The 26,045-nt window shown below is 46.6% G+C and carries 27 protein-coding genes, 1 riboswitch and 1 other annotated feature; of the genes, 6 read left to right on the forward strand and 21 right to left on the reverse strand.

The features are described from left to right. Nucleotides 1-18 precede the first annotated feature (18 nt). From hisH to PUN32_RS04945, 6 genes are all read right to left on the reverse strand, one after another. A complete protein-coding gene (gene hisH, locus PUN32_RS04920) occupies nt 19-630 on the reverse strand; it encodes an imidazole glycerol phosphate synthase subunit HisH (RefSeq protein WP_274722044.1) in 612 nt (203 codons plus the stop codon). After that, nucleotides 630-1,703, reverse strand: coding sequence for a bifunctional histidinol-phosphatase/imidazoleglycerol-phosphate dehydratase HisB (gene hisB, locus PUN32_RS04925; protein ID WP_274722045.1), 1,074 nt, complete (start codon nt 1,701-1,703; stop codon nt 630-632). The genes hisH and hisB overlap by 1 nt, the downstream gene beginning before the upstream one ends. Nucleotides 1,704-1,770: 67 nt before the next feature. Continuing rightward, entirely contained in the window at nt 1,771-2,811 is a 1,041-nt protein-coding gene (hisC, locus tag PUN32_RS04930; protein ID WP_274722046.1) for a histidinol-phosphate transaminase, read from the reverse strand. 3 nt (nt 2,812-2,814) lie between these two features. Further along, nucleotides 2,815-4,110 (reverse strand): histidinol dehydrogenase, encoded by a 1,296-nt coding sequence (gene hisD / locus PUN32_RS04935; RefSeq protein ID WP_274722047.1) that lies wholly within the window; start codon nt 4,108-4,110, stop codon nt 2,815-2,817. Nucleotides 4,111-4,114: 4 nt separating this feature from the next. After that, nucleotides 4,115-5,011, reverse strand: coding sequence for an ATP phosphoribosyltransferase (gene hisG / locus PUN32_RS04940; protein WP_166013195.1), 897 nt, complete (start codon nt 5,009-5,011; stop codon nt 4,115-4,117). Nucleotides 5,012-5,061: 50 nt separating this feature from the next. Next, nucleotides 5,062-5,199 (reverse strand) — a sequence feature (His leader region). Between the two features lie 189 nt (nt 5,200-5,388). After that, a complete protein-coding gene (locus tag PUN32_RS04945) occupies nt 5,389-6,990 on the reverse strand; it encodes a Na+/H+ antiporter NhaC family protein (RefSeq protein WP_274722048.1) in 1,602 nt (533 codons plus the stop codon). A gap of 116 nt (nt 6,991-7,106) precedes the next feature. Further along, a riboswitch (Lysine riboswitch) is annotated at nt 7,107-7,289 on the reverse strand. Between the two features lie 415 nt (nt 7,290-7,704). Between PUN32_RS04945 and PUN32_RS04950 the strand changes: the two genes are divergently transcribed. Next, complete coding sequence (locus tag PUN32_RS04950; RefSeq protein WP_274722049.1) at nt 7,705-8,121, forward strand: H-NS family histone-like protein; 417 nt, start codon at nt 7,705-7,707, stop codon at nt 8,119-8,121. A 64-nt stretch (nt 8,122-8,185) separates the two neighbouring features. Here the strand turns inward: PUN32_RS04950 and PUN32_RS04955 are convergent, their stop codons facing one another. Then, nucleotides 8,186-9,490 carry an inosine/guanosine kinase gene (locus PUN32_RS04955; RefSeq protein ID WP_274722050.1) on the reverse strand — a complete coding sequence of 435 codons (1,305 nt, stop codon included), beginning with the start codon at nt 9,488-9,490 and terminating at the stop codon, nt 8,186-8,188. A 264-nt stretch (nt 9,491-9,754) separates the two neighbouring features. Here PUN32_RS04955 and mnmA point away from each other — a divergent pair, with 264 nt between their 5' ends. From mnmA to purB, 3 genes are read left to right on the forward strand one after another with little or no spacing between them, the layout of a single operon-like run. Next, complete coding sequence (gene mnmA, locus PUN32_RS04960) at nt 9,755-10,867, forward strand: tRNA 2-thiouridine(34) synthase MnmA (protein ID WP_274722051.1); 1,113 nt, start codon at nt 9,755-9,757, stop codon at nt 10,865-10,867. 23 nt (nt 10,868-10,890) lie between these two features. Then, the gene (gene hflD, locus PUN32_RS04965; RefSeq protein WP_274722052.1) at nt 10,891-11,508 is read left to right on the forward strand and encodes a high frequency lysogenization protein HflD; all 618 of its coding nucleotides are present in this window, start codon (nt 10,891-10,893) and stop codon (nt 11,506-11,508) included. Nucleotides 11,509-11,565: 57 nt separating this feature from the next. Continuing rightward, nucleotides 11,566-12,936, forward strand: a complete 1,371-nt coding sequence (gene purB / locus PUN32_RS04970) for an adenylosuccinate lyase (RefSeq protein WP_274722053.1) — start codon at nt 11,566-11,568, stop codon at nt 12,934-12,936. A 77-nt stretch (nt 12,937-13,013) separates the two neighbouring features. Here the strand turns inward: purB and PUN32_RS04975 are convergent, their stop codons facing one another. From PUN32_RS04975 to PUN32_RS05015, 9 genes are all read right to left on the reverse strand, one after another. Beyond that, on the reverse strand, nt 13,014-13,541 hold the full coding sequence (locus PUN32_RS04975; protein ID WP_166013202.1) for a DUF3833 domain-containing protein: 528 nt from the start codon (nt 13,539-13,541) through the stop codon (nt 13,014-13,016). Further along, nucleotides 13,538-14,074, reverse strand: a complete 537-nt coding sequence (locus PUN32_RS04980; RefSeq protein WP_274722109.1) for a chalcone isomerase family protein — start codon at nt 14,072-14,074, stop codon at nt 13,538-13,540. Before PUN32_RS04980 ends, PUN32_RS04975 begins: the two co-directional genes overlap by 4 nt. Nucleotides 14,075-14,081: 7 nt before the next feature. Next, nucleotides 14,082-14,576, reverse strand: a complete 495-nt coding sequence (locus PUN32_RS04985) for a DUF2878 domain-containing protein (RefSeq protein ID WP_274722054.1) — start codon at nt 14,574-14,576, stop codon at nt 14,082-14,084. A 4-nt stretch (nt 14,577-14,580) separates the two neighbouring features. Further along, nucleotides 14,581-15,822, reverse strand: coding sequence for an SAM-dependent methyltransferase (locus PUN32_RS04990; RefSeq protein WP_274722055.1), 1,242 nt, complete (start codon nt 15,820-15,822; stop codon nt 14,581-14,583). An 11-nt stretch (nt 15,823-15,833) separates the two neighbouring features. Beyond that, nucleotides 15,834-16,619, reverse strand: a complete 786-nt coding sequence (locus PUN32_RS04995; protein WP_274722056.1) for a DUF1365 domain-containing protein — start codon at nt 16,617-16,619, stop codon at nt 15,834-15,836. Further along, nucleotides 16,606-17,904: an NAD(P)/FAD-dependent oxidoreductase gene (locus PUN32_RS05000; RefSeq protein WP_274722057.1), complete on the reverse strand. Its 1,299-nt coding sequence runs from the start codon at nt 17,902-17,904 to the stop codon at nt 16,606-16,608. Before PUN32_RS05000 ends, PUN32_RS04995 begins: the two co-directional genes overlap by 14 nt. Nucleotides 17,905-17,916: 12 nt before the next feature. Next, on the reverse strand, nt 17,917-18,642 hold the full coding sequence (locus tag PUN32_RS05005; RefSeq protein WP_274722058.1) for an SDR family oxidoreductase: 726 nt from the start codon (nt 18,640-18,642) through the stop codon (nt 17,917-17,919). Further along, nucleotides 18,639-19,058 carry a nuclear transport factor 2 family protein gene (locus tag PUN32_RS05010; protein WP_274722059.1) on the reverse strand — a complete coding sequence of 140 codons (420 nt, stop codon included), beginning with the start codon at nt 19,056-19,058 and terminating at the stop codon, nt 18,639-18,641. The genes PUN32_RS05005 and PUN32_RS05010 overlap by 4 nt, the downstream gene beginning before the upstream one ends. Nucleotides 19,059-19,339: 281 nt before the next feature. Beyond that, entirely contained in the window at nt 19,340-20,188 is an 849-nt protein-coding gene (locus tag PUN32_RS05015) for a nickel/cobalt efflux protein RcnA (RefSeq protein WP_274722060.1), read from the reverse strand. Between the two features lie 134 nt (nt 20,189-20,322). On the opposite strand from PUN32_RS05015, the gene rcnR reads away from it, so the two are divergent. After that, nucleotides 20,323-20,595 carry a Ni(II)/Co(II)-binding transcriptional repressor RcnR gene (rcnR, locus tag PUN32_RS05020; protein WP_274722061.1) on the forward strand — a complete coding sequence of 91 codons (273 nt, stop codon included), beginning with the start codon at nt 20,323-20,325 and terminating at the stop codon, nt 20,593-20,595. 170 nt (nt 20,596-20,765) lie between these two features. Here rcnR and htpX read toward each other — a convergent pair whose 3' ends face one another. After that, the gene (htpX, locus tag PUN32_RS05025) at nt 20,766-21,629 is read right to left on the reverse strand and encodes a protease HtpX (protein WP_274722063.1); all 864 of its coding nucleotides are present in this window, start codon (nt 21,627-21,629) and stop codon (nt 20,766-20,768) included. 282 nt (nt 21,630-21,911) lie between these two features. Here htpX and PUN32_RS05030 point away from each other — a divergent pair, with 282 nt between their 5' ends. Then, nucleotides 21,912-22,106: a hypothetical protein gene (locus tag PUN32_RS05030; protein ID WP_274722064.1), complete on the forward strand. Its 195-nt coding sequence runs from the start codon at nt 21,912-21,914 to the stop codon at nt 22,104-22,106. Between the two features lie 190 nt (nt 22,107-22,296). On the opposite strand, the gene bioD is transcribed toward PUN32_RS05030, so the two are convergent. From bioD to bioB, 4 genes are read right to left on the reverse strand one after another with little or no spacing between them, the layout of a single operon-like run. Beyond that, complete coding sequence (bioD, locus tag PUN32_RS05035; protein WP_274722065.1) at nt 22,297-22,992, reverse strand: dethiobiotin synthase; 696 nt, start codon at nt 22,990-22,992, stop codon at nt 22,297-22,299. Then, nucleotides 22,989-23,807 (reverse strand): malonyl-ACP O-methyltransferase BioC, encoded by an 819-nt coding sequence (gene bioC / locus PUN32_RS05040; protein WP_274722066.1) that lies wholly within the window; start codon nt 23,805-23,807, stop codon nt 22,989-22,991. The genes bioD and bioC overlap by 4 nt, the downstream gene beginning before the upstream one ends. Beyond that, a complete protein-coding gene (bioF, locus tag PUN32_RS05045; RefSeq protein ID WP_274722067.1) occupies nt 23,804-24,958 on the reverse strand; it encodes an 8-amino-7-oxononanoate synthase in 1,155 nt (384 codons plus the stop codon). The genes bioC and bioF overlap by 4 nt, the downstream gene beginning before the upstream one ends. Then, nucleotides 24,942-25,994 carry a biotin synthase BioB gene (gene bioB, locus PUN32_RS05050; protein ID WP_274722068.1) on the reverse strand — a complete coding sequence of 351 codons (1,053 nt, stop codon included), beginning with the start codon at nt 25,992-25,994 and terminating at the stop codon, nt 24,942-24,944. The genes bioF and bioB overlap by 17 nt, the downstream gene beginning before the upstream one ends. Nucleotides 25,995-26,045: the final 51 nt, after the last annotated feature.

A 26,045-nucleotide genomic window follows, 5' to 3' on the forward strand; every position in this document is an offset into this window, starting at 1 on the left:
GTTCGCTAGCGCTTGTCCCTAAAGTTCAAGAAAGTTTTGTAGTAAGCGTGCGCCCGCTTTAGAAGAGCGCTCTGGGTGAAATTGCACCCCGTAATAATTGCCGACTTGGATCGCCGCACTGAACGATTGCCCATACTCACACTCGGCAATCGTATAATCGCCGACTGGCAGAGCAAAACTGTGTACAAAATAGAAATATTCGTCACGGGCAATCCCCTCAAACAGCGGATGTCCCGCTTTGGCTTGCACCGTGTTCCAGCCCATGTGTGGCAACGGCAGAACGCCTGTTTGTAGCAAACGGACTTCACCATCGACCAAACCTAAACACGCGACCATTTGATCGGCTTGCTGGCCTTTCTCTGCGGAAAATTTGCCAAGCAGTTGCATGCCAAGGCAGATACCAAGCAGTGGCTTTTCAACCCGTTTCACCAGTTCAATCAAATCGCGTTCAGCGAGATTTTTCATCGCTTCACTCGCCGTGCCAACCCCAGGTAACAGCAATTTATCCGCACCTAACACCACCTGAGGATCACGCGAAATCGTCACTGGATAACCTAAGCGCTCAATGGCAAACTTGACCGAAGAAATATTGGCGCAGCCAGTATCAATAATCACCACCTTCTGAGTCATCACAGCACTCCTTTACTGCTTGGTAACTCGTTACCTTGCACGGTGATCGCTTGACGCAGCGTACGGCCAAACGCTTTAAACAGACTTTCGATGATGTGGTGATCATTTTCGCCACTGGACGAAAGGTGTAGCGTACAGGCTAAGGTATCGGTCAAGGAGCGGAAGAAGTGATAGACCATCTCGGTCGACAGATCGCCTACTTGTGGACGGCTAAAGCTCGCAGCAAATTTCAAATATGGGCGCCCCGAGAGATCGAGCGCGCACTGGGCCAAACATTCATCCATCGGAAGAGTGAAACCAAAGCGCCCAATACCACGTTTGTCACTCAGCGCTTCACGCAGCGCTTGCCCCAGAGCCAAGGCGGTATCCTCCACCGTGTGATGATCATCAATATGCAGATCACCAACCACTTTCAGTTGCAGTTGGAAACCGCCGTGGGTGGCGATTTGATCCAACATATGATCAAAAAATCCCAAGCCAGTTTCAATCTGATTACCACCAGTTTGGTCAAGATTGACTAGAACCTGAATATCGGTCTCTTTGGTTTTACGCACCACTTGGGCAACCCGCGGCTTGGTGGTGAGTTCTTTAACAATATCCAGCCAACCCATGGTTTGTGGGTGGTATTGAATACCACGCAGCGCCATATTTTCCGCCAGTTGCAGATCGGTGCTGCGATCGCCAATCACGGCTGACGATTTGAAATCAATTTTGCCACCTTGCAGATACTCTTTGACCAAGCCCAGCTTCGGTTTACGGCACGAGCAGTTATCGCGATCGAAATGAGGGCAAATCAGCACCTGATCAAACTTAACGCCTTGCGATGCAAAAATATCCATCATCATATTATGTGGCGCATCGAAATCCGCTTGAGGGTAACTGGCAGTGCCTAAACCATCTTGATTGGTCACCATCACCAAGCGATAACCCGCCTCTTGCAGCTTAAGCAAACTTGGGATCACATAAGGCTCAAGTTTGAGTTTATCCAAGCGGTCAACTTGGTAATCCACTGGCGGCTCAACAATTAAGGTGCCGTCGCGGTCGATAAACAGAATTTTTTGTTGTTTGCTCACAATAAATGTCCCTTTCATCAGCAGCCCGCGCTACGCGCTGCTGTAAACCAAATTACTGAAAACCCAATTACTGGTAGTAGTTGCGGATAAACGCGACGGTTTTCTCACACTCTTCGCGGTTGCCAACACTAATGCGCACACAATTTTCAATCGGTGAGTTACGCAAAATAATTCCGTGTTGCCATGCGGCGTTGAACAGCGCATCACCATCCACAAATTTGACCAATAGATAGTTACCCCAACCTTCAAATACCTGCACGCCCGGTATCATCGACAAGCCAACTTGCAAATAAGCGCGGTTAGCGCCAAGTTCCAGAACTTGATATTTGGCACGTGCCAGTCCCAGTTCAGATAAGGCTTGCACCGCAATTTCTGCCACTGGTACCGGTACTGGATAAGGCGCAATCACTTTGAGCAGTACATTAATCAGCTCAGGACTCGCTAGGGTAAATCCGCAGCGCAATCCGGCCAACGCGAAGGCCTTGGAAAGGGTGCGTAGAATCGCTAAGTTCGGATATTGGGCGAGCAAATCGACCGTCGACGCTTCAGGACAAAAATCGATATAGGCTTCATCCATCACCACAATCGCCCGATCTTTGGTCATTTCAAGTAATTCAATAATGTCTGAACGTTGCACCAAATTGCCAGTTGGGTTATTTGGACTACACACAAACACCAGCTTAACCCGATCTAAATTAGCCGCAATGCTTGGCAAATCGAGCTGCCAGTCAGCGGTCAGCGGTACGCGTTTGCGCTCAACGCCAAAAGTTTCAGCACTGATGGCATACATGCCGTAAGTCGGAGGACAGAATAAAATGGCATCTTGATTCGGCTCACAAAAGGCTCGGATCAAAAGTTCAATCCCTTCATCGGCCCCACGCGATGTCAACACTTGCTCTGGACGCACTCCTGCATAGTTTGCGTAAGCCTCAAGCATCGCTTTGGGTTGACAATCGCTGTAGCGATTAAGGCGGGCAAAATCGGTTTTATATTCATTGTTAAACGGCGATTCGTTAGCATTAAGCCACACATCACCACTGCCGCCAATCCGCCGCGCAGAAAGATATGGCGTTAAGCCTTGTACTTGTTTACGAGCCAGTTTTTCCATAATTTATTGAGCCTTCTGTAATTTTTCCACGCGAATTGTCACCGCACGTTGGTGTGCGTCTAACCCTTCCGCTTGCGCCATCGTCACTACGGTTGGTGCCAGCAACAGCAAACCATCAGCACTCAGCTCTTGCACTGTCATGCGCTTACTGAAATCGGCTAGGCCAAGGCTGGAATAAGTACGAGTGTAACCGTAGGTAGGCAGGACATGGTTGGTGCCTGAAGCGTAGTCCCCTACCGATTCTGGAGACCAATCACCGAGGAAAATCGAACCCGCATTATCAAGCAGTGGCACCAACTCACGTGGATTGCGCGTCTGTACAATTAAATGTTCAGGGCCGTAGTAATTCGAGATCGCAACCGCTTGAGTGAGTGATTCGGCAATAATGATCAAACTGGAAGCCAAAGCTTGCTCGGCAATACTGGCACGAGTCAGCGTTTTCAATTGTTGCTGCAGCGCATCAATCACTTGATCGGCCAACACCGGAGATGGTGTCACCAGCACCACTTGCGAATCTGGCCCGTGTTCCGCCTGACTGAGCAGATCAGCGGCGATAAAATCGGCATCTGCTGTGTCATCAGCAATCACCAACACTTCTGACGGTCCGGCTGGCATATCAATCGCTGCGCCACGAAAATCGTTACTCACTTGGCGCTTTGCTTCCGTGACATAGGCGTTACCGGGGCCAAAAATTTTGTCGACTTTGGGCACCGTTTGAGTGCCGTAGGCCATCGCGGCAATCGCTTGGCCACCTCCTAAGTTGTACACCTCATCGATGTTGCACAGCTTAGCAACATAGAGTATTTCATCGGCGATCGGCGGTGGCGAGCAAAGCACTACTTTACGACAACCGGCAATTTGCGCTGGCACCCCGAGCATCAGCACGGTTGATGGTAGCGGTGCGCTGCCACCGGGAATATACAGACCCACTTGATTGATCGGGCGAGTCACTTGCTCACACACCACGCCTGGCATAGTTTCCACTTTGATTGGCTGCATTTTTTGCGCCTGGTGAAATTTGCTGATGTTGTGGTATGCCAGCTCTAACGCCTGCTTCATCGTTTCCGACAAACGCGCGGCGGCGGCATCCATCTCTTCACGTGAAACACGCAGCGAAGCCGGTTTCACCCGATCAAATTTTTCAGTGAGTTCAAACAGTGCAGCATCGCCCTCGCTACGCACTTTCGCGACAACCTGCGCTACCGCCGCGGTGATGTTTGCCCCTTCCGTTATCGCGGGACGTTGTAAAATCGATTGTTGCTGAGCTTCACTCAAAGAGTGCCAAACTACGGTTCTCATCGCTTTACTCCATCATTTTTTCAATTGGTAACACCAGAATTGAACTCGCACCGAGCGCTTTGAGCTGCTCCATGGTTTCCCAAAATAGGTTTTCTGAGCTCACCATATGTACCGCCACTTTAGATCGATCCGCAGAGAGCGGCAGCACAGTGGGATCTTCAGCACCAGGTAATAATGTTTTGATCTGAGAGAGTTTTTCTACTGGTGCGTGCAACATAATGTATTTGGATTCTTTCGCTTGCTGCACTCCGTGCATCCGCGTGAGCAGTTTATCGATCAACGCCGCTTTATCGGCAGCAAAAGTGCCAGGACGCTGGATCAGGGTCGCTTTGGATTCAAAGATCACTTCCACTTCTTTGAGACCATTGGCTTCTAAGGTTGCACCGGTAGACACAAGGTCGGCAATCGCATCCGCTAAGCCGGCACGCGGTGCCACTTCTACCGAGCCAGTTAACATACAGGTGCTAAACTCGATCCCTTGGCGATTCATATACGCTTTGAGTAGCTGAGGATAAGTGGTGGCAATCCGTTTACCATTCAGATCGTGCGGAGTACGGTAGTCGGCATCTTTTTCAATCGCAATCGAAAGACGACAGCCACCAAAATCCATGCGCCGTAAGGTGATAAATTGATGCGGTTGATTAAGCGCAAGGCGGTCTAAGCGCGTTTCTTCTAATACGTTTTCGCCCACAAACCCTAAATCCACTACCCCATCCATGATTAATCCAGGAATGTCATCATCACGAACGAGTAACAGATCAATCGGCATATTCAGTGAATGAACCACTAAGCGCTCACCCATGATGTTAAATTTCACACCGCATTTTTTCAGCAGTTCTTGACACTCTTGGCTCAAGCGGCCTTTTTTCTGTAACGCAATTCTCAGTCGTTGTGTTTGCATAACATGCTTCCTTGGCAATTTGTTGAATTTATTTGTTTTTTCAAAGCGTAAAACAAAAACCCTCGGGAGTTTAGTCTCCCGAGGGTTAGAATCTTGCTGTAGCTCTGATTTCAACTCCGGGAGATTCCAGTCCCCCGGGTATGCGTACATCTCCCCGAAAGACAGCTTAGGGATGATGGTGATGATGAATGTTCATTACGAAATTACGCATACTTAGTGATTTTCTATCTGTTTGAGAACTGCATTCACACTAACTAAGCTGAGTCGTTTTTTCAACCACAAATTGATACTTTTCTGGTTATTTTTTAATAGTAGGTTTTTTATGTACAAAAAAGGAGGTCCTCGGACCTCCTCGTAGCACAAGCGAATTCAGTCGATTATACCGACACTTGCTTACTCAATTTGGTTTTCGAGAGTACAGCAAGAACTAAGCAGATCAACACAAAGCTGACCGATGCCGCCGCTAACGCCAGCCACAATGAAGCGAAGATACCGAGTACCACATAACCAATCGCAGAAACTAAAGCCACCGCTAATGCGTAAGGCAACTGAGTAGCAACGTGGTCGATATGGTGGCAGCGCGCACCCGTCGATGACAAAATGGTCGTATCTGAAATCGGCGAACAGTGATCACCAAATACCGATCCGGCTAATACCGCACCCAACATCGGCAGCATTAAGGCCACATCGGTTGCACCAGCCATATCGCCCGCAATCGGCAGCATAATGCCAAATGTGCCCCATGATGTTCCGGTCGAGAATGCCATCGCACCAGACAGAACAAACAGAATCACCGGTAACCAGTAAGGTTGAATGTTGCCTTGCACCAATGAAGAGAGATAAGTGCCGGTTTTCATATCACCAATCACCGAACCAATCGTCCATGCAAAGATGAGGATCAAAATCGCACCAAACATCGATTTTGCGCCGATCCACAAGGTATTAGCCACTAGCTTAACTGGCAGCTTTTGACGTAGCACAGTAATAAACGCCATCGCCAAACCGACTAGGCCACCATAAACCAGTGAGGTACCTACATCGGTATTTTCAAAAGCACCAAAAATATCAAATGGTTTGCCACTTTCCGTTAACGCGCTCGCGCCAGTCCAAATCATGGCACTGATCGTCGCCACTACTAAAAACACAATCGGCAATACCAGATCTAATACACTGCCACGCGGGCTTTGTTCAATATCGAGCTCTTCATTAAGTTGATGAGCCGATGGCGCATCGGTACTCGGATCTTCATCAAATCCCCGTCCTTGAGAGGCTGCAATTTCATGTTTGCGCATCTGGCCAACATCGATTTTGAACCACACCACAACAAATACCATCAGCAAAGCGAAGATCGCATAGAAGTTCATCGGTACTAAACGTAGATAGGCACCTAACGCAGAATACTCTTCGATCCCGTGCGCCACCAAAATACCGCCAATAATGGTCATAATGTAAGCACCCCAACTTGAGGCGGGCATCACAACACACATCGGCGCGGCAGTAGAGTCTAGGATATAAGCTAATTTGGCGCGAGAAACGTAGAAACGGTCCGTCACTGGGCGAGAAATTGACCCCACCGCGAGGCTATTAAAGTAGTCATCCACAAAAATGAATACGCCTAAAAATGCCGCCAATAATTGAGAGCCGCGTTTACTTTTTACTCGAACTTGAGCCCACTGAGCAAAAGCATGCGTCCCGCCCGACAGGGTCAATAAAGCGGTCATCATGCCCAGCAGCAGTAAAAAGCCAACAATGCTCATATTCCACGCATTAATCGCACCATCTTCGATAAATACACTGCCGACTCGAGTCGCAATATATTGTGCCGATTGGCCGAGCGCATAATCCGCTAACAGTAAAGCACCTAAGAAAATACCCACTCCGAGTGACAGGAGTACGCGACGAGTAATAATAGCCAGACTCAATGCTACCAGTGGTGGTAAAACAGAGAGTGGCGAAGAAGCAAAATCGATTAAATTCATGATCTTCCTAAACCAGTAAAAAAATGGTTAGAGATCTACTGCAGACAAATTAAGCGACTTCATGTCCACTTAATTTATGTTGAACTAAGCGAAAGGGAAGCGAACACTTCACCCAACCCTACAGTAGCGCTCCATAGTTTAACAAAAATATAGACTATGGCAGTGTTACACCTATTTGATGCAACCCCAGCCAACTGCTGTGATCGGCAAGTTGACTTCGGCGACAACGCCTTTCTCCACCATTGATTGGCATCACCCCAATTGTGGATACTCTTCGTAATCGCGCCTCTACGGCGAAACCCCCATCTTATCAGACCCATTCATTTGGCTCATTCAAAGATGCTTTTCGCATTAGGTAGTGGTTATTTTACTGAACAAAAATCGCAATGCAACTAGCTTTCGCGTGGAAAAATTCGTGTTACGGCTCGCAAATCAATCACTTATTAGATACTCGTTTCATAAAAAAAAACGGAGGCTGGATATATCGCATATATATTATTTACTGGTGTGATAAGTATCAAGCAACCATGTTTATATGCATAATCGATGATCAACAAATCACAGCGACGACGGTTCTTTACCTTCTTTTACTCAATAATTTTTATATTTTTACTTTCTTACTATTTTGAATTATTATTTACAGCGAATAACTTGTCAGAATAATAAGCTAGGTTTAATATTAACTCGTATCCAATTTGTGAACAGGAAATGGTAATGTCGGAAATCACTAAGACTTTATTAAATATTCGTAGCCTACGTGCTTATGCACGCGAGCTAACTTTTGAGCAACTTGAAGAAGCGTTAGATAAATTAACGACCGTCGTTCAAGAGCGTAAAGAAGCTGAAGCGGAAGAAATGGCAGCTCGTGCTGAGCAAGATGCGAAATTAGCAGCGATTGCAGAACAAATGGCAAAAGATGGCATTGACCTAGAAGCGCTTATTTCTGCGCTGTCTGGCGAAACCAAAATGAAAGCCAAAAGCAGCAAAGGCAAACGCGCACCTCGTCCTGCTAAATACAAGTATATCGACACTAATGGTGAAGAGAAAACTTGGACAGGCCAAGGTCGCACACCTTTAGCGATTCAAAAAGCACTCGATGCGGGTAAATCTTTGGACGTTTTTGCTATTTAATTGCAAAGTAACTATTCCAAAGCGTTTAGTTATAAAAAAAGGCTCCGAAATGGAGCCTTTTTTATTATCGTTCCCAATACGCCTCTTCGAGGCTATCTTCACGCTCAGGAAGCCCGCGCGATAAACGAGGAGAATGTTGTGCCAATACTTCATAACTCGCACGGTTAGAATATTTACACACCTGAGAAAAAGAAGAATAAGTCAAAAATTCATGTTGATGCTTGCTCGAGTTAGGCACATTTTCTTTATGATATTTATTGGCCGCCATATCGTGTAATAAAGCTGATAATGCTGCATCTCCAGCACCATTAGTATTTTTTATCTTCTCTGGTCCACCCATATACGGCGAAATGTGCGAATAAACCCGAATAGGATTGATACAACTCTCTTTACGCACTGGGCGACTAAATTCATAGCGGTTAAATTCTGCCACTGAACCCGGTAATAATGGTAACGAGGTTTGACGTTTCGCGGAATCTTCCGTGTATCCGGCCATAAATAAACCCACAGGCCCAGCCGTACACAGCACTAAATCGACCCAATCCAAGGCCTTATCTGAAGCGGCTAGCGGATCACTTTCACCGGTGAGTGCTAAAGCCTCGTCCTCGTTCATCGCCACTACAGTGACATGTTCACGTAAAAATTCTTGCCAAAATTGTGGGTCATCTTGAATTACAAATTTTGTACCTAAAGTTAATACCACTGGCACATCATGTTTTTTTGCATACTCAATGGCACGCATGGTCGCCTCTGGCATCGGATCGCCAGATTTACAGCGCACTAAATAAGCGGTAATCACTAAAGCGGAGGCACTGGCAAATATTTTTTCTGGAATACTTTCTGGGCGTAATTGGTTCATTTGCCCTTCGCTGATCGCGAAAGTGCGTTCACCCTCTTCGGTGATCAACGCAAAACAGCGACCGATCGCACCATCAACACCTTGTAAATAGTTAAGATCCACACGACTAGAAGTGTTGCACAAATAACGATAGCCATAACTGCCAATTTTAATATCTTGGCTCATTACCCCAAGTAACGTCGAACGATCGTCAGCCAATACAGAGTAGTTATGTAGCGTATTGCCGATGGTACCACCCGCATACTCATTAGTGATTAAACCATGATGTTTTAATTCGTTATACAGTGCTTCTGCCGTCTGATCATCAATCACTAATGAATGCCCTTTACTCAAGCCATAACGCTCGATCAGAGCTGAATCAACCTTGGCCTCAATATCCACCAGAGTTTGATCAATACCGATAATATGCGTGCGCGCCATCTTTTTATTTTCTTGCGCTTGAATGACCAAAGGGTCACGCGCATGAACTGGAAAATAATGCTTAGATTTGCGTTGGCCAGGAAATTTCATAAAGGTTACTTGAGGTCAAGGAGAAAAAGAGCGCCGATTCTACCGTGCTGCTGGTAGTGCAGCAACTGAGGAAAAAATAGCAAACGTTTGCTCCGTGTGGTTTTTATTTGAAAACTTTTCAATAGCACTGGTAGCACAAGAGATTCAATGAGTTAGTAGCATTGTAACCAATGCCAGTGAAGTGTGATTGCGGTCGCGGATCTGTCCTCGAAAAATTCTTTCTGTTAGAATCTTGCTCCAAGTTAATTGAGTGGTAGATAAGTGATGTCTGTAGAGCACGCAAACAGCCAAAAAAAAGTGATTGTCGGTATGTCTGGAGGGGTTGATTCCTCTGTTTCAGCCTATCTTCTCAAACAGCAGGGTTACCAAGTGGAAGGCCTGTTTATGAAAAACTGGGAAGAAGACGATAACGAAGAATATTGCACTGCAGCAGAAGATTTAGCCGATGCTCAGGCGGTGTGCGATAAGCTCAACATTCCACTGCATACCATTAACTTTGCCGCCGAATATTGGGATAACGTGTTTGAGTACTTCTTGGCCGAATATAAAGCCGGCCGTACTCCTAACCCAGATATTCTGTGCAATAAAGAGATCAAATTTAAAGCCTTCTTAGAATTTGCTGATGAAGTGCTTGATGCCGATTACATCGCGATGGGCCACTATGTGCGACGCACCTTCCCGTCTGCAGGTGAAAAACCACAAATGCTGCGCGGCTTAGACAGCAATAAAGATCAAAGTTACTTCCTTTATACACTCAGTCATGAGCAGGTAGCGCGCAGCCTGTTCCCTGTCGGCGATCTGGAAAAACCGGAAGTACGCCGCATTGCCGAAGAACAAGGGCTGATCACCGCGAAAAAGAAAGATTCGACTGGTATCTGTTTTATCGGTGAGCGCAAGTTTACCGACTTCTTAGCTCGCTATTTACCGGCTCAACCAGGTAAAATTGAGACTCCGGAAGGTAAAGTGATTGGCGAACATCAAGGCTTGATGTATCACACGCTCGGACAGCGTAAAGGTCTGCATATTGGTGGAATGAAAGAGTGTAGTGAGCAGCCATGGTATGTGGCAAAGAAAGATCTCAAGCGCAATGTGTTGATTGCGGTACAAGGTGCCGATCATCCACTGCTGCAATCGCAGGGTTTGATTGCTTCACAACTGCATTGGGTTAACCGCATGCCGATCACCGAGCCGCTGCGTTGCAGCGTCAAAACGCGTTATCGCCAAACCGACATTGCTTGCACCATTATCCCACTCAGTGATGATCAGATAAAAGTGATGTTTGACCAACCACAAGTGGCGGTCACTCCGGGACAATCGGCGGTATTTTATCAAGATGATGTCTGCCTTGGTGGCGGTATTATTGAACAGCGCATTTGATAGTCAATTTTTAGGAGATTTACGTGGCTAACGCAATTTACGATCGTACCCTCGCTTTTGCTGGCCTGTGCCAAGCAGTGACATTGGTTCAACAGATCGCCAAAAATGGCCATTGTGATCCTGATGCGTTTGCAACTTCGCTAAAAGCTATTACCTGCACTAACCCAAGTAATACTCTGGCCGTGTTCGGCCATGAACATCAACTCAAACTCGGCTTGGCGTGTCTCGTCAAAGGTATTGATAGCACGCCCGCAGGTAGCGAAATTACGCGTTATTTGATCAGCCTGATGGCACTTGAACGTAAGTTAAGTGGCCGTCGCGATACGATGAACCAACTGGGTGACCGCATTCAAATGATCGAGCGTCAGCTTGAGCATTTTGACTTATTCGATGATCAGATGATCAGTAACCTTGCCAGCATTTATCTCGATGTAATAAGCCCGATCGGGCCGCGCATTCAAGTCACCGGCACCCCATCGGTGTTACAGCTCACCACTAACCAGCACAAAGTACGCGCGCTACTGTTATCAGGGATCCGCTGCGCAGTATTGTGGCGTCAGGTTGGTGGACGTCGTCGTCACCTGATTTTTGGTCGCAAAAAAATGATCGAACAGGCGCAGATTTTGTTAGCGCGAATCTAAGTGATGACCCCCTATTCGAATTACTCACACCTTTAACTCACTATTCAGGAGAAGAACATGGAACTGTCAGCATTGACTGCTGTTTCACCGGTCGATGGCCGCTACGGAAGTAAAACGATTGCGTTACGCAGTATCTTCAGTGAATTTGGTCTCCTCAAGTACCGCACTATCGTAGAAATCCGCTGGTTACAAAAACTTGCTGCCACTGCCGAAATCGCAGAAGTGCCTGCATTCAGTGCCGAAGCTAACCAATTCCTTGATGCGATTGCCGCCAATTTCAGTGAGACGGATGCACTGCGTATCAAAGAGATTGAACGCACCACCAACCACGATGTGAAAGCGGTGGAATACTTCCTGAAAGAGAAAGTGGCGGCAATGCCTGAGCTGCATGCGGTCAATGAGTTCATCCATTTTGCTTGTACTTCAGAAGATATTAACAACACATCGCACGCGTTAATGCTTAAAGAAGCGCGTGATACCGTGATCCTACCGGAAATTCGCAACGTCATTGATGCGATTCGCAAGCTGGCCGAAGAGTACCGCGATATTCCACTGCTTTCTCGCACTCACGGACAACCGGCATCGCCTTCGACCATGGGTAAAGAGATGGCCAACGTGGCTTACCGTATGGAGCGCCAATACAAGCAGATCGCTAATGTAGAAATTCTGGCTAAAATCAATGGCGCAGTGGGTAACTACAACGCACACCTTTCTGCTTACCCAGCGGTAGATTGGCACCAATTCAGCGAACAGTTTATCACCCAATCACTAGGGGTAGATTGGAACCCGTACACCACGCAAATTGAGCCACACGATTATATTGCCGAGCTGTTTGAAGCGGTGGGCCGTTTTAATACCATCTTAATCGATTTTGATCGTGATATTTGGGGTTACATTGCCTTAGGCCACTTCAAACAAAGAACCATTGCAGGTGAAATTGGCTCTTCAACCATGCCACACAAAGTCAACCCGATTGATTTTGAAAACTCAGAAGGCAACTTGGGACTCGCCAATGCGGTATTTACCCATTTAGCGCAAAAACTGCCAATCTCTCGTTGGCAGCGTGACCTGACTGACTCTACCGTACTGCGTAACCTAGGTGTCGGTGTCGGTTATGCCATTATCGCGTACACCTCAACCCTAAAAGGCATCAGCAAACTGGAAGTGAACCGCGCTGCGCTATTGGCAGAGCTTGATCACAACTGGGAAGTTCTGGCTGAGCCAATTCAAACCGTGATGCGCCGCTATGGCATTGAAAAGCCTTATGAGAAGCTGAAAGAGCTGACTCGTGGCAAGCGAGTCGATGGCGAAGCGATGCGTCAATTTATCGATGGTTTAGCACTCCCTGCTGAAGAAAAAGCGCGTCTGCAAGCGATGACTCCAGCCAGCTACATTGGCTATGCGATTGAAATGACCGATCAGCTGTGATCTGAATACCAGAGAAAACAAATGACCAAGGGGAGCCGCGAGGCTCCCCTTGTTTTTAAATCTCAGTGTGACTGATTTTACTCCTGCTTTTCAAAAAATAGCGTTATTCGCCCAACCTCAAAGCCAAATTTGCGAATTTTGGTTAAATTGAATAGCCGCTTTTCATCTTGTCGATACAACCAATCATCAAAGTGGACCAATACTTCGCTACTGTTGCGTTTCAGCATAAAATCATATTGCCAGCGCAACGCATTACCAACTTCTTCCCCGCGAGCAGCCCCGACGATATCATCGGCATGGCCTTGGTACTGATCAGCTCCAGTCCGACTAATCGTCCAGATCCGCTGATCCATTTCGCCATCATCAAAGACAAAGTCCTCCACCAGGATCAGTTGATCATTTTCCACTCGGCCTTCAATCGTTACGGTAAAACGTCGGGTTTGCTTATTGGTATAATCTTGTACCATTCCCCACGCATGAGTCGTACCTAAAAAATAATTAAATAGATCAAATTTAGGTGTGGCAGCGCGATATTCATGAATATCTGCCGAGCAGCCCCACAGCCAACCTAAAGTCAGCAGTAAACCACTTTTCCAGAGTTTCATTGTCGATTAACTCCTATTAATTGATTGCGTAGCATTAAATATTCAGTTTGTGGTGATAACCAGATCGAGAGAAAAGCATCATTAAATGCTTCATCACTGATCTTACCGATCGAACGCTCATCCTCTTGCTGGCGATAAAAAAAGAACTCTCCATCTTTTCCATCAGAAACATAGACCAAACGATCTCCGCTTAAGAGATTTGGAAAAATTTGCTGTAAATTGGCCAACCAAGCTTGGCTAATCGTCGAAGCAATGCCGAGCTTACGCCACTGATTTTGAGTGGCTTCAATCAATTCCTGACGACTGATGGCGCGCAAATAAGTAATTTCTAATGCCATCGGATGTGGTGAAACATCTTGAGATTCTTGGTATTGACCGGTCGGCGTTCTCAGTTGTGCAGTGTAAATATCAAACCAGATCCAAGAAAGTGTCGCTTGCCCAACAATCGGCCAGTCGTGCCATCGACTTGTGACGGACTCCACTGGGACGGCTACTTTCAGCATGCTGATATAACTGATACCACAAGCCAGCATGACTAATTTAACTATTGGTGGTTTTTTCATACTTCATGACCTTGATTAACAACCAAGTTATTGCGAGCCATTGCAAAAATACCACTCCCAATACCAGCCAGTGTGAAGATAGCCAACTGACCGCACCAGCTCGATAGCCAACCCAATAACTTAAACTACCTAAGCTACCACCTACGACACACAGTATCGGCTTTGGATAACGATTGAGTGGTGGGATTACATAAGCCGCGTACCATGAAAATGCGAACCATAGCGCAACCAACCAGAGTGGTAACTGTTGATCAGAAAAGATAAATAATCCCAAGCTTAGATTGCCATAATCAATCACAATGCCGAGTAAGGCGACCCAAACCATGTTGATTAATAAGGGATGGCGCTGGATCATCGCCCATCCATAAGCCACAACAACCAGTCCAGAGGTCAACCATAACCACCTTTGCTGACCGAATACGGCCATTGCCCATATCAAGTCAAACCAGATGGAACTTAATAGCAGAGACATAGACTTAATCTCGCTCAAAAGTGAGATGAATCGTGCTGATGCTGCGCGCTAAGAAGCCCCCTTCACAGTAGCAAAAATAGTAATGCCACATGCGAATAAAGCGTTCGTCATAACCGAGTTCACGCACTTTGGGTAACTGCTGTTCAAAACGTTCACGCCAATGTTGTAGTGTTAAGGCATAATCAAGCCCAATATCGAATAGATCACGCACAATAAATCCGGTGTGCTTGGTCGCTAAATCTGTCAGCACAGAGATAGAAGGTAAAAACCCGCCAGGGAAGATATATTTTTGAATAAAATCAACGTTATTGCTGTAACTCACATAGCGTTGATCCGCAATGGTAATCGCCTGTAGTGCCATTTTTCCATGCGGTTTCAATAGGGCATAGCATTGGCTCAAAAATGTGGGTAGGAAGGCTTTACCCACCGCCTCGATCATCTCGATAGAAACCAGCTTGTCATATTGTCCAACCAGCAAACGATAATCTTGTTTGAGTAAGGTGATGTGGTTATGCAAACCTAATGCACTAATTTTTTGCTGAGTATATGCAAACTGCTGTTCGGAGATGGTAGTCGTGGTGACCTTACAACCGTAGTTTTGGGCCATATAAATCGCCATTGCGCCCCAACCCGTACCAATTTCCAACACATGATCACTCGATTTAAGCTGTAACTGATCACACAAGCGCTGCATTTTTGCTTGTTGAGCTTGCTCTAATGAAAAATGTTTGTGTGTAAATAATGCGCTAGAGTAAAGCATCGTCTGATCTAGAAACAATTGGTATAACGAATTGCCCAAATCGTAATGTTGATGAATATTATCTTGGGCTTGCTCAAGCGTGTTGCGTTTTAGCCAATGCGCTAACCTATTGAGCCATTGAGTAACACGATTACTCTGTCTTTCCAGTTTATCTAACGCCGCAAAATTGATTGCCATTAATTGCATCAAGGCACTCAGATTAGGGCTATCCCACCAGCCATCCATATAAGCTTCTGCGGCAGCAATACTGCCACCTTTTAACACTCGCTGATAAAAATCCGGATGCTTGACTTCAATAACGGCATGAATGGAATTTAATCCATCTCGGCCAAATTGCTCACAACGGGGTTGTGTTTGACCCGCAATATGTTCGACGAGCGTTAAGTTGCCTTCAAGCGATGATAATGCGCGATAAATAACGCTACGGGCACCTTTTTGCCAGCGGCTGAAAGAACCTGAGATTGCCATCGATGAGCTATTTACCATCAAGAGACTCCTTAATTATTGTTGTGCTCTGATTTTGGATGTGGATAAACTGGCACACCCTTACGCCATAATTTAAAGGCGTGCCAATAGATCCCCACCATTACCTTTACCGCCATGATGGGAGTTTTGAACAACTGAAATAATAGATTCGTGGTGACCAATGGTTGTGCTTGCATGGCTAAAGTGGCATCAAACTCTTTATGGGTGCGATGACACTCAAGATGGATGAGCACAGAACGAGTTAATGGTCGGATTTTCCAACAATACCGCTGATCAATCGGATTAAAGGGCGAAACATGAAATGCCTTTGGATGCTGCCTTTCAATCACCGAATGGCTAGCTGCCTGCTCTTGATCCCGTGCGGAAATGGCATAATAGTGCCGTTCATTCCATGGCGTATTGCTCACTTCCGCAAGCAAATAACGCCAACGCAAATCGGTATCCTGCACATAATAAAAATTGACCGGACTAAAATAGATCCCGAGATAACGCATATGTATTAGAGCCACCACTCGCCCTTCAATTCGCTCCCCCGTCAACTGCTCAATTTTATCGAGAACCGCTTGTTTAAGTGAACCTTGACCAAGATAGTCTTCACGCCGCAAGCGTGCCCAATGCCACCAACGCTCACCCATTCCCCATACGGTACTCGCCAGTTGTGGCCATTCATCTAAATCAATACAGGGCATAAAGAGAGAATAGTTGAGATCATGTTGCACTGGAGTAAAGCGACGATGACGCACTTGACCAATCATTAAGCAACTTTGCCATTCGGTTTTACGATCAGATATCGACATTCGGCGACTCCCTACGCCCCGGCTCAGCGCGCTGTGCATAAGCTTGCAGTTGAGTCACCACATCCAATGCACTGCGTACGCCATCCTCATGGAATCCATTGTGCCAATAAGCACCACAGTACCAAGTATGGTTTACTCCGCTAATATGTGACTTTTTCTGCTGCGCTTTAATGGCACTGTGAGAAAACACCGGATGATGATAGCTAAAGCGAGCTAATACCTTATTGGGGTCAATATCCTCACTGCAATTAAGCGTCACGCACAACGTTTGTGGCGCTTGAATATGCTGCAAAATATTCATGTTATAAGTCAGCGCAGGTAAACGTGTCTGTTGATCAGCCTCACCTTTTAACCAATAGTTCCATGCCGCCCATGCGGCCTTACATTTTGGCAGTAGCGCACTATCGGTGTGTAAAACAACCTCATTGGTCTGATAAGTCAGAGCAGAAAGTAACTGTTGTTCACTCATGCTTGGCTCACTTAACATCGCCAGTGCCTGATCGCTGTGGCAAGCAAAAATAACTTCATCAAAAAATTCGACGTGATCATTCACCTGAATCTCAACCCCGGTTGCTAAGCGTCTCACCTGCTTAACCGCACTATTAAGATGGATCCGGTCGATAAACCCTTGAGTTAATGGCTGAATATAATTACGCGAACCACCAGGGATCACATACCACGGAGGACGCTGAGTCACATCCAGTAATCCATGGTTCAGGAAAAAACGGGCGAAAAACAGCAGCGGGAAAGCACGCATATCAGTCAAAGAGGAAGACCAAATCGCTGCACCCATGGGTAAAATGTAGTTTTCACAAAAATAATCATCAAACTTATGCTCAGCCAAAAACTCACCAAGGGTTTGTTCATTGAGCTGTCGATGCGCTACACAGGCTTTCGTTAAGCGATTAAAGCGCAATATTTCTGCGATAAAGCGGTAGAACCGCAGATTGAACCAATTACGTTTTTGGGCAAACAGTGTCGCCAAAGTATGTCCATTGTACTCCAAGCCATTGGTATCGTTACGTACACTAAAACTCATCTGGGTTGGTTTACCGTGCACCCCGACTTCATCCATCATTTTGATAAAGTTGGGATACGTTCTCTGGTTATACACAATAAATCCGGTATCCACCGCATATGACTTGCCCTCCAGCTCAATATCGATGGTTGCGGTGTGCCCCCCAATATAATCATTGGCTTCAAACATTGTGATATCGTGATAACGATGCAAATAGTAACCACAAGTTAAACCTGAAATACCAGAACCAATGATTGCAATCTTCATCCAAACTCTCCATTAATCAGTCAATATGCGCCGAACTAATTGACATTGCCAAGCATAAGGTAAGCTACCCAGTAGACGGATTAGCCAAGTAAACCGTCGCGGAAAATAGATCTGTGCCAACCCTCGATCTAATCCAGAACGGATCTCTTGGGCCGCTCGCTCGACAGAGATAATCATTGGCATCACAAACGTATTACGCTGAGTTAAGGGGGTCGCGACAAAGCCAGGAAAAATAGTCGTCACTTGAATACCGAGCGGATACCAATCGAGTTGCAGTGTACGTGCAAGATAGGCCACTGCAGCTTTGGATGCACCGTAGGCTTGTGCGCGGGGCAACGCCAACTCACTTGCAATCGAGCCCACAATCGCAACCCGATGACCACGCGCTAAATGAGGTTGGATCGCCTCAATAACCGTAGCAACGCCAAGCACATTAACGTTAAATACCCGCCTCATTACCGCGCTATCCATCTTGCCCTGGTTGATATATTCACAATCACCGGCATTTAAAATCCAAAGCTGTGGTTGACAAGGTAATTTTGCTAATGCGATTTTGGTGGCCTGATCATCGGTCACATCAAAAACCAGCGGATAAATGTTGGGGAAATCTAAATGCAGGGTTTGTAGAATCTGTTCGTTGCGCCCACAGGCGATCACTGTCCAGCCGTCTTTGGCATAATCTAGCGCCAGTTGTTTACCAATCCCGGAAGTCGCTCCGGTGATCAAAACCGATTTCATTGGCCTAGTCTCCGTTTGATGGTACGGATAAGTGACCCTAATATAGGCAACCGCTCATAAAGCATTTGTCCCATATCAAAATAATCACGGTGATAGATCACCTTGTCATCCGCAAAGCGCAAATAACTCACACCATTAACACGAATTAGTTGTCCTTTGGCTAATTTGGGATGCCGTAGGTACATTGTCCATATTAAAAAGGCCCCCTCGTCTACGCTGTACTGCTCGTCAATCACAAAACTACAACGTTCAACATTTTGATATAACGTTGCAAAATAGTCAGTGAGAGCTTGAACCCCTTGAATACGATGGGCGGGATCTTCAAATACCACATTGTGATGGTAGATTTCGGGTAATTTGTGTAATTGTTTTTTGTCGATATGCTGATAAAAACGCGCAACATGTTGTACGTCCATAATGCTAATCCCTAGCGTTATACAACGATAAGAAGTTAATCCTGCATTACAACCATAGTTGACTTTATAGCCTTGTACAATATTCGCTCGATATGCGGTTAATGACTTAAGGCTATAAAATAAATCGCTTGAGCAGGCAACTAACTACACTACCCGCATGCTTTATTGCCAATCGAAATTATACCCAAACCACTTGGAGTTGCAGGTAGGCGGCAAGTAAGAGACTCTCCATCAGCATAAGCAAACGATGTGATTGGGGTGAGCGAACGTAGCCAACAACGTTAACTCATCAGTGAAAGGTAACCATATACTCCCATGTATAAACCCACTGCACTAATCAATATGCCGGATAGATAGGGCGCTCGGCGTGCAACATCATTCAATCCACGCCATCTAGATGTCGCCTTTTGTACCCCGACTGAAGCAACAACACCTACCGCAACAAGGGTCAGTGCTAGGCCGATACTAAATGAAATAACTAAAGTCGCACCCAGTATCATCGCTTTAAGCTGTAAACAAATAAGTAGGATAGTGATAGCTGCGGGGCATGGAATCAGCCCTCCGGTTAAACCAAAAACAAGTATTTGCCCATTCGTTACCTCTCTATTTTCAAAATGCTTTTGAATATCCAGAGCATGGGCTCGCTCATGAGCATCTTGATACTCTTTATGATCACATTCTGAGCAAGAATCACTATCAAAGTGCACATCGAAGTCATGTGTATGACCATGCTCAGTATCGACAATTTGATTTGTCCATTGATGATCATGGTGCTGATCCTTATGCCAAGCTCGTTGATGACGCCATGTTATCCAAAACATCCATAAACCAGTCAAAACAATAATTACCCCAGAGATAAGCTGCATCCATGGCTCCACAGCTTCAGGCGTAAATTTACGACTGATATACATACCTCCAACCGCAATTAGCCACACTACAGCAGTATGCGATAGTGTGGCGGCTAACCCCAACATCACAGCCTGCTTAACAGTCCCCTTAACCGCCACAATAAAAGCCGCCATCATCGTTTTTGAATGTCCTGGCTCAAGACCATGTAGCGCACCGAGTAAAATAGCGCTAGGAATAAAGAACCATCCATTACCTTGCTGCAGTAGTTCGACAAAATCCATTATTGTTCCCAGTGATCATTTCAAATTTGAAACAAACTATACTCCCCCCCCAGTAATCAATACTACCCCCCAGTATAATCAAATGCTACATTACCGCTAGCGCCACTCATTTAGCCACTCAAAGAAGATAAACCATGTCACATACGACCAGAGATCAAAAGAAACTCAAAACCCGGGTAAACAAAATACAGGGACAAGTGAATGGGCTAAAAAAAATGCTGGAAAGGGAGCACGAATGCCAAGATGTGCTGCAGCAGATTGCGGCCATTAGAGGGGCAGTTAATGGCTTGATGCGCGAAGTGATTAAAGGCCACCTACTTGAACACGTCGTACTTGAAGAAGACAAACAACAACGTCAAGTCGATATGGACATTGTGTTAAAAGTTCTAGACTCCTATATCAAGTAATCTACACCCATCGTTTTTATGCACAAGCTGGATTAAAAAGTGGGCAAACCTATCTCTGCCTAACAAAACGGCTTGATGATTCATCACGCTGCTGGCTGATAAGGTGAAAAAGGTCTGACATGATTGCCAGACCTTTATTTTATAAATTAAGAAGAGAGTACAGTTTTTATTTACAGATTACGCAGTGCGGCAATCCGTTTTTCGAGTGGCGGGTGAGTCATCATCAGTTCGGATAGAGAGCGCTTACCGTTGATGCCAAATGCCATCATCGAACCTTCAAGTTGCGACTCTTGGCCCATTTTTAGGCGCTCTAGGGCGGCAATCATTTTGTGCTTACCGACCAATTGCGCAGCACCTGCATCGGCATAAAACTCACGGCGACGGCTATACCACATGGTAATAAAGCTGGCTAACAAGCCAAATACCAACTCAAGAACCATAGATACCGCAAAGTAAATCATGGTGTTACTGCCCTGACCTTCTTCTGAATCCCGTGAAGCGACAATATTGGCAATAAAACGCGATAAGAAGATCACGAAGGTATTCACCACACCTTGCATTAAGGTCATAGTCACCATATCTCCATTAGCGATATGGCTCACTTCGTGGGCTAAAACCGCTTCCGCTTCATCGCGCGTCATGTTGTGCAGCAAACCTGTCGAAACGGCGACCAGTGAATCATCACGCTTCGCTCCGGTCGCAAATGCGTTGATATCGGGAGAGTCATAAATCGCCACGGTTGGCATACCAATACCCGCTTGCTCTGCTTGGCGACGCACGGTATGTAGTAGCCAGTGCTCAATTTCGTTACGAGGATTTTCAATCACCATGCCATTGACTGAACGCAGGGCAATACTTTTCGACATCAGTAGCGAGATAAAAGCCCCACCGAAACCAAACACCGCCGCCATAACCAGTAGCCCAGACAAACTGCCTGGTTGCATGCCGGTCACTGCATACACAATATTCAAAACAACACTTAGCACCATAATTACAGCAAGGTTGGTGGCTAAGAATAACAAAATACGTTTCATGACTTACTCTCCGAACAACACGGCTCAACTAGGATGATGCGCCAATTTATCACACATCATTTATTATTATTTATAAACCTATGTTCTTCGATTTAAAAAACAAGGTTAAGCAATAAATTGCAACATTTAATGTCTTACCTACAGTGGCTCAACGCTGAGCTATACTCAAAACACTTGAGTATAGACAGGAGTCATCTTGAGCCAGAGTTCGCCAAGTCATCAAGGGCGACAAAAATACAATGCCAACGTCACCACCATTTCACCATCAGCAAAGGAAAACTTATGGTTGAAGCAAATAGCTACCAAATGGCGATTGATTTACTTTGCTGCCATTTAGGTATTGATGAACAACAAGCACGGATCCAACTTGGGTTAGCACCTAATCCACAAAATCTGCAACAGCGCATTATCGATACACAGCAATCGTTACTGGGTTTCGATAGCAAATCTTCTACCAACTATACCCAAACAACTTGAAGTTGCAGGTAGGCGGCAAGTGAGTCCCCATGAGCATAGACAAACTATGTAATTGGGGGGAACGAAGGTAGCCAACACAGCTGCAGCTTCAAGTAAGAAGGGGGATAGATAATCAACGCCGCAATGGCGGATAAGTTTACCGACCGATACGAAAAAGGCGGCTCGTGTAGAGCCGCCTTACAATTTTAAATCACGCGACGGTGACAGAAGCTAACAGAGGTTGCAACTGGATATATTTGCCCAACTCTTGGCGTTTAGCCTTCGGAATATAGGGAATTTCACCCAGTTTAGGAGCCCCGATCCGAGCTTCAAGGTGTTCGATGATTTCAGCATAATGTTCGGTGCCAGGATTGACTCGGTTGGCAACCCAGCCAATCAGTGGTAAACCATCCGCTCGGATCGCTTCAGCAGTCAGAATAGCATGACTTAGGCAGCCAAGCTTAATCCCAACCACCAAAATAACCGGCAACTGCTGTTGTTTAACCCAACTCGATAAACAATCTGCATCGGATGTTGGTACACGCCAACCACCTGCACCTTCGACCACGACCAATTGTGCCTGTTGTTGATGTTGAGCCAGTTTATGACTCAATATCGCATAATCAATCGTCACATTTTCATGTTTAGCGGCAATATGGGGAGAGGTCGGTAAGGCTAGCGGGTAAGGATTGACATCCTCATAAGGCATCGCCACTGTGGCGACTTGCATCAGATGCAGTGCATCACAGTTTCGATAACCAAACTCTGTTTTCTCGCTTCCCGCTGCGACAGGTTTATAACCAATCGTGGTGATATTGTGTGCTGCTAGCGCCTGTAAAATCGCTTTTGATGCGACTGTTTTCCCTACGTCGGTATCCGTCCCTGCGATAAAAATTGCATTTTTCATCGGTGAATAACCCCTAAACAAACCTGATACGTGGCTGGCACAAGACCGTGTTGATTACGGAAAGCTTGATAAGCAGACTCCACTTTTGCCAACGTTCGACGGCTAATCAGCCCTGTTGAACGTTCACTGACATGAGTCGCACCGATCCCTTTTAGATCGCGCATCAGTGCAAAGGCCGTCTCATACCAAACTCTCATGGTTACCCAGTCTAAGTGATGTTGCATACATTCAGCTTGCGCTAACGCAAGGTTTACCTGATTGCTGGTGATGAATGAATTGATATGACGATGCTGATCAACGCTGCGCCAAGCTTGTTCTAATTCAAATAGCGACCCCTCCAGCAAGGTAGAAATGAATGCTTGGCCACCAGGTTTCAGTACCCGGCGAATTTCTTGTAGCGGCAAGGATAAGTCGTCACACCACTGCAAGGCTAAGCTGGAAAACACCATATCAAAGCGAGCGGAGATAAAAGGCAACAGCTCAGCATCGGCCAACTGGTAATCCATGCCGCAATCACCACAGCGTTGATGCGCTTGCTCAAGCATGACAGACGAAAGATCAGCACACATTACCACCGCACCACGCTCACGCAATAGAGCAGAAAAATAACCGGTCCCACAACCAAGATCGAGCACTTGTAGCCCATCTAACCGAGTCGGCATTTTGTCCAGTAAACGCCAGCCCACTTGGCGTTGAAAGGCGGCATGTTGATCATAATGCGCCGCCGCTTTACCAAACGCTTGGGCAATCGCTCTTTTGTCTTTCAATCCTGCGCTCAATTGGCCCGCACCACATAATTCAGCCACAATAGTCATGCTCTAAACTCCATCACAGCCGCTAATTGCTCCGCCAAATGTTGTACTTGTCGCTTAGTGTGGGCGGCGGTCAAGGTAATCCGTAACCGTGCGCTACCCTTAGCAACCGTTGGTGGACGGATCGCACTGACCCAAGTTCCTTGCTGTTTCAACTGATCAGCGACCCTCATCGCATGCTCACTACGGCCTAATAACCAAGGTTTGATCGGGGTTTGAGTGGCGATAAAACCAGGAAGATCTCGACACTGTTCATCAAAGTACGCCATCAGCTCAGCCAGCTTTTCTCTGCGCCAAGCTTGGCTTTGGATCATACGTGCCGCTTGAGTTAAAGCGTACGCCTGCGCGGGAGGCATTGCGGTGGAATAGACATGATGGCGCGCAAATTGGGTCAGATAATCGCCCACTTGCGCATCGCACAAGACTGCCGCTCCAGCCAAGCCAAACGCTTTGCCAAAGGTGACCACCAAAATATTCGGTTGAATGCCAGCGGCTTGGCAACTGCCTGCGCCCTGTTCGCCAAGCACACCAATCCCATGCGCGTCATCGACCATCAACCAAGCGCGCGGTTTCACTAGCGCCGCGATTTGTGCCAAAGGTGCGCAGTCGCCATCCATGCTAAACACCCCTTCAGTGACCACTAACGTATTGGCAGCTTGACGCAGTAATTGACCGAGATGATCAATATCATTGTGCTTAAAACGTTGCATCGTGGCAGGGCTTAAGCGGCCCGCTTCGATCAATGAAGCGTGATTGAGTTTATCTTGCAGCAGCACATCGCCTTTTTCGAGCAACGTAAACAGCACGGCTTGATTCGCACTAAATCCTGAGCTGAATAAAATCGCGCGCGGATAGCCCAGCCAATCACACAGCTCGCGCTCCAACTCTGCATGCGCGGTACTAAAACCCGTGACCATCGGTGATGCGCCACTGCCAGCACCAAAACGGCTCAACCCGGTTTGCCAAGCTTGGATCAGTTGAGCATCATTGGCCAAACCAAGATAATCGTTACTGGAAAAATTTGAGTAGCGACGATCAAACAGAGCCAACTCACCCGCGCCACTTCGCTCTAGCTGTTGCAGTTGGCGAGTCAGCCCACCCTGCTCACGTTGGGTGAGCGCTTGTGTAATGCGTGATTTAAAGTGCGGCATCATAGAATAAATCATTGGCAGTTGGACGTGCAGCTACGCGTTCAACCACTCGATCCAGTAGTTCATTTTCGGTGATTTGATCAGGTTTTTGCGCGACGGATTCACGGTTAATACCCAGCTTTTTAAACAGCAACATATCGCTGTCTTCGGCTGGATTGGGGGTGGTCAGCAGTTTACAACCATAGAAAATCGAATTGGCGCCAGCCATAAAACACAACGCTTGCATCTGCTCATTCATCTGCTCACGCCCTGCTGACAGGCGCACCGCGGATTTCGGCATCATGATCCGCGCCAGCGCAATCAAACGTATAAAATCAAACGGCTCGACATCATCCACTTGCTCTAATGGCGTGCCCTTCACTTTAACCAGCATATTGATCGGGACACTTTCAGGCTGTGTTGGCAAATTCGCCAGCTCAACCAATAATCCAGCGCGGTCATTGACGCTTTCCCCCATGCCAATAATCCCACCCGAGCAGATCTTCATCCCGGCATCACGCACATGTGACAACGTATCCAAGCGATCTTGGTAGGTTCGTGTGGTGATGATGTTGCCATAGAATTCAGGTGAGGTATCGAGGTTATGGTTGTAGTAATCCAGCCCAGCTTGCGCCAACTGCTGCGCTTGATCTGGCGTGAGCATACCGAGTGTCATGCAGGTCTCTAGCCCCATCTCTTTCACACCGCGGATCATCTGTTTGAGCAGTGGCATATCACGCGGTTTCGGGTTTTTCCACGCTGCGCCCATGCAAAAACGGGTCGAGCCTGAATTTTTGGCCTTTTGCGCCGCATCCAACACGCGTTCGATTTCCATTAAACGCTCTTTTTCCACATCAGTACGATAATGAGCACTTTGCGGGCAGTATTTGCAATCCTCTGGACAAGCACCGGTTTTGATCGACAGCAGTGTGCTGACCTGCACATGGTTGTGTGGATGATGCTTACGATGCACCTGCTGCGCTTCAAACAGCAAATCCATAAAGGGTTGATCCAGTAACGCGTTAACCTCCGCGACCGTCCAGTGATGACGAACTTCCACGTGTAATCCTTATTGGGGTGATGAGTTTTATGCTTGGCTAGTCTACTGAGC

The sequence above is a fragment of the Vibrio chanodichtyis genome (assembly GCF_028863985.1).
Taxonomy (GTDB): domain Bacteria; phylum Pseudomonadota; class Gammaproteobacteria; order Enterobacterales; family Vibrionaceae; genus Vibrio; species Vibrio chanodichtyis.

What these genes read in the sequence shown, in the direction of transcription:
- hisH (WP_274722044.1), bottom strand. Translation starts at nt 630, where the DNA reads ATGACTCAGAAGGTGGTGATTATTGATACTGGCTGCGCCAATATTTCT.
- hisC (WP_274722046.1), bottom strand. Translation starts at nt 2,811, where the DNA reads ATGGAAAAACTGGCTCGTAAACAAGTACAAGGCTTAACGCCATATCTT.
- hisD (WP_274722047.1), bottom strand. Translation starts at nt 4,110, where the DNA reads ATGAGAACCGTAGTTTGGCACTCTTTGAGTGAAGCTCAGCAACAATCG.
- hisG (WP_166013195.1), bottom strand. Translation starts at nt 5,011, where the DNA reads ATGCAAACACAACGACTGAGAATTGCGTTACAGAAAAAAGGCCGCTTG.
- PUN32_RS04945 (WP_274722048.1), bottom strand. Translation starts at nt 6,990, where the DNA reads ATGAATTTAATCGATTTTGCTTCTTCGCCACTCTCTGTTTTACCACCA.
- PUN32_RS04950 (WP_274722049.1), top strand. Translation starts at nt 7,705, where the DNA reads ATGTCGGAAATCACTAAGACTTTATTAAATATTCGTAGCCTACGTGCT.
- PUN32_RS04955 (WP_274722050.1), bottom strand. Translation starts at nt 9,490, where the DNA reads ATGAAATTTCCTGGCCAACGCAAATCTAAGCATTATTTTCCAGTTCAT.
- mnmA (WP_274722051.1), top strand. Translation starts at nt 9,755, where the DNA reads ATGTCTGTAGAGCACGCAAACAGCCAAAAAAAAGTGATTGTCGGTATG.
- purB (WP_274722053.1), top strand. Translation starts at nt 11,566, where the DNA reads ATGGAACTGTCAGCATTGACTGCTGTTTCACCGGTCGATGGCCGCTAC.
- PUN32_RS04975 (WP_166013202.1), bottom strand. Translation starts at nt 13,541, where the DNA reads ATGAAACTCTGGAAAAGTGGTTTACTGCTGACTTTAGGTTGGCTGTGG.
- PUN32_RS04980 (WP_274722109.1), bottom strand. Translation starts at nt 14,074, where the DNA reads ATGCTGGCTTGTGGTATCAGTTATATCAGCATGCTGAAAGTAGCCGTC.
- PUN32_RS04985 (WP_274722054.1), bottom strand. Translation starts at nt 14,576, where the DNA reads ATGTCTCTGCTATTAAGTTCCATCTGGTTTGACTTGATATGGGCAATG.
- PUN32_RS04990 (WP_274722055.1), bottom strand. Translation starts at nt 15,822, where the DNA reads ATGGTAAATAGCTCATCGATGGCAATCTCAGGTTCTTTCAGCCGCTGG.
- PUN32_RS04995 (WP_274722056.1), bottom strand. Translation starts at nt 16,619, where the DNA reads ATGTCGATATCTGATCGTAAAACCGAATGGCAAAGTTGCTTAATGATT.
- PUN32_RS05000 (WP_274722057.1), bottom strand. Translation starts at nt 17,904, where the DNA reads ATGAAGATTGCAATCATTGGTTCTGGTATTTCAGGTTTAACTTGTGGT.
- PUN32_RS05005 (WP_274722058.1), bottom strand. Translation starts at nt 18,642, where the DNA reads ATGAAATCGGTTTTGATCACCGGAGCGACTTCCGGGATTGGTAAACAA.
- PUN32_RS05010 (WP_274722059.1), bottom strand. Translation starts at nt 19,058, where the DNA reads ATGGACGTACAACATGTTGCGCGTTTTTATCAGCATATCGACAAAAAA.
- PUN32_RS05015 (WP_274722060.1), bottom strand. Translation starts at nt 20,188, where the DNA reads ATGGATTTTGTCGAACTACTGCAGCAAGGTAATGGATGGTTCTTTATT.
- rcnR (WP_274722061.1), top strand. Translation starts at nt 20,323, where the DNA reads ATGTCACATACGACCAGAGATCAAAAGAAACTCAAAACCCGGGTAAAC.
- htpX (WP_274722063.1), bottom strand. Translation starts at nt 21,629, where the DNA reads ATGAAACGTATTTTGTTATTCTTAGCCACCAACCTTGCTGTAATTATG.
- PUN32_RS05030 (WP_274722064.1), top strand. Translation starts at nt 21,912, where the DNA reads ATGGTTGAAGCAAATAGCTACCAAATGGCGATTGATTTACTTTGCTGC.
- bioD (WP_274722065.1), bottom strand. Translation starts at nt 22,992, where the DNA reads ATGAAAAATGCAATTTTTATCGCAGGGACGGATACCGACGTAGGGAAA.
- bioC (WP_274722066.1), bottom strand. Translation starts at nt 23,807, where the DNA reads ATGACTATTGTGGCTGAATTATGTGGTGCGGGCCAATTGAGCGCAGGA.
- bioF (WP_274722067.1), bottom strand. Translation starts at nt 24,958, where the DNA reads ATGATGCCGCACTTTAAATCACGCATTACACAAGCGCTCACCCAACGT.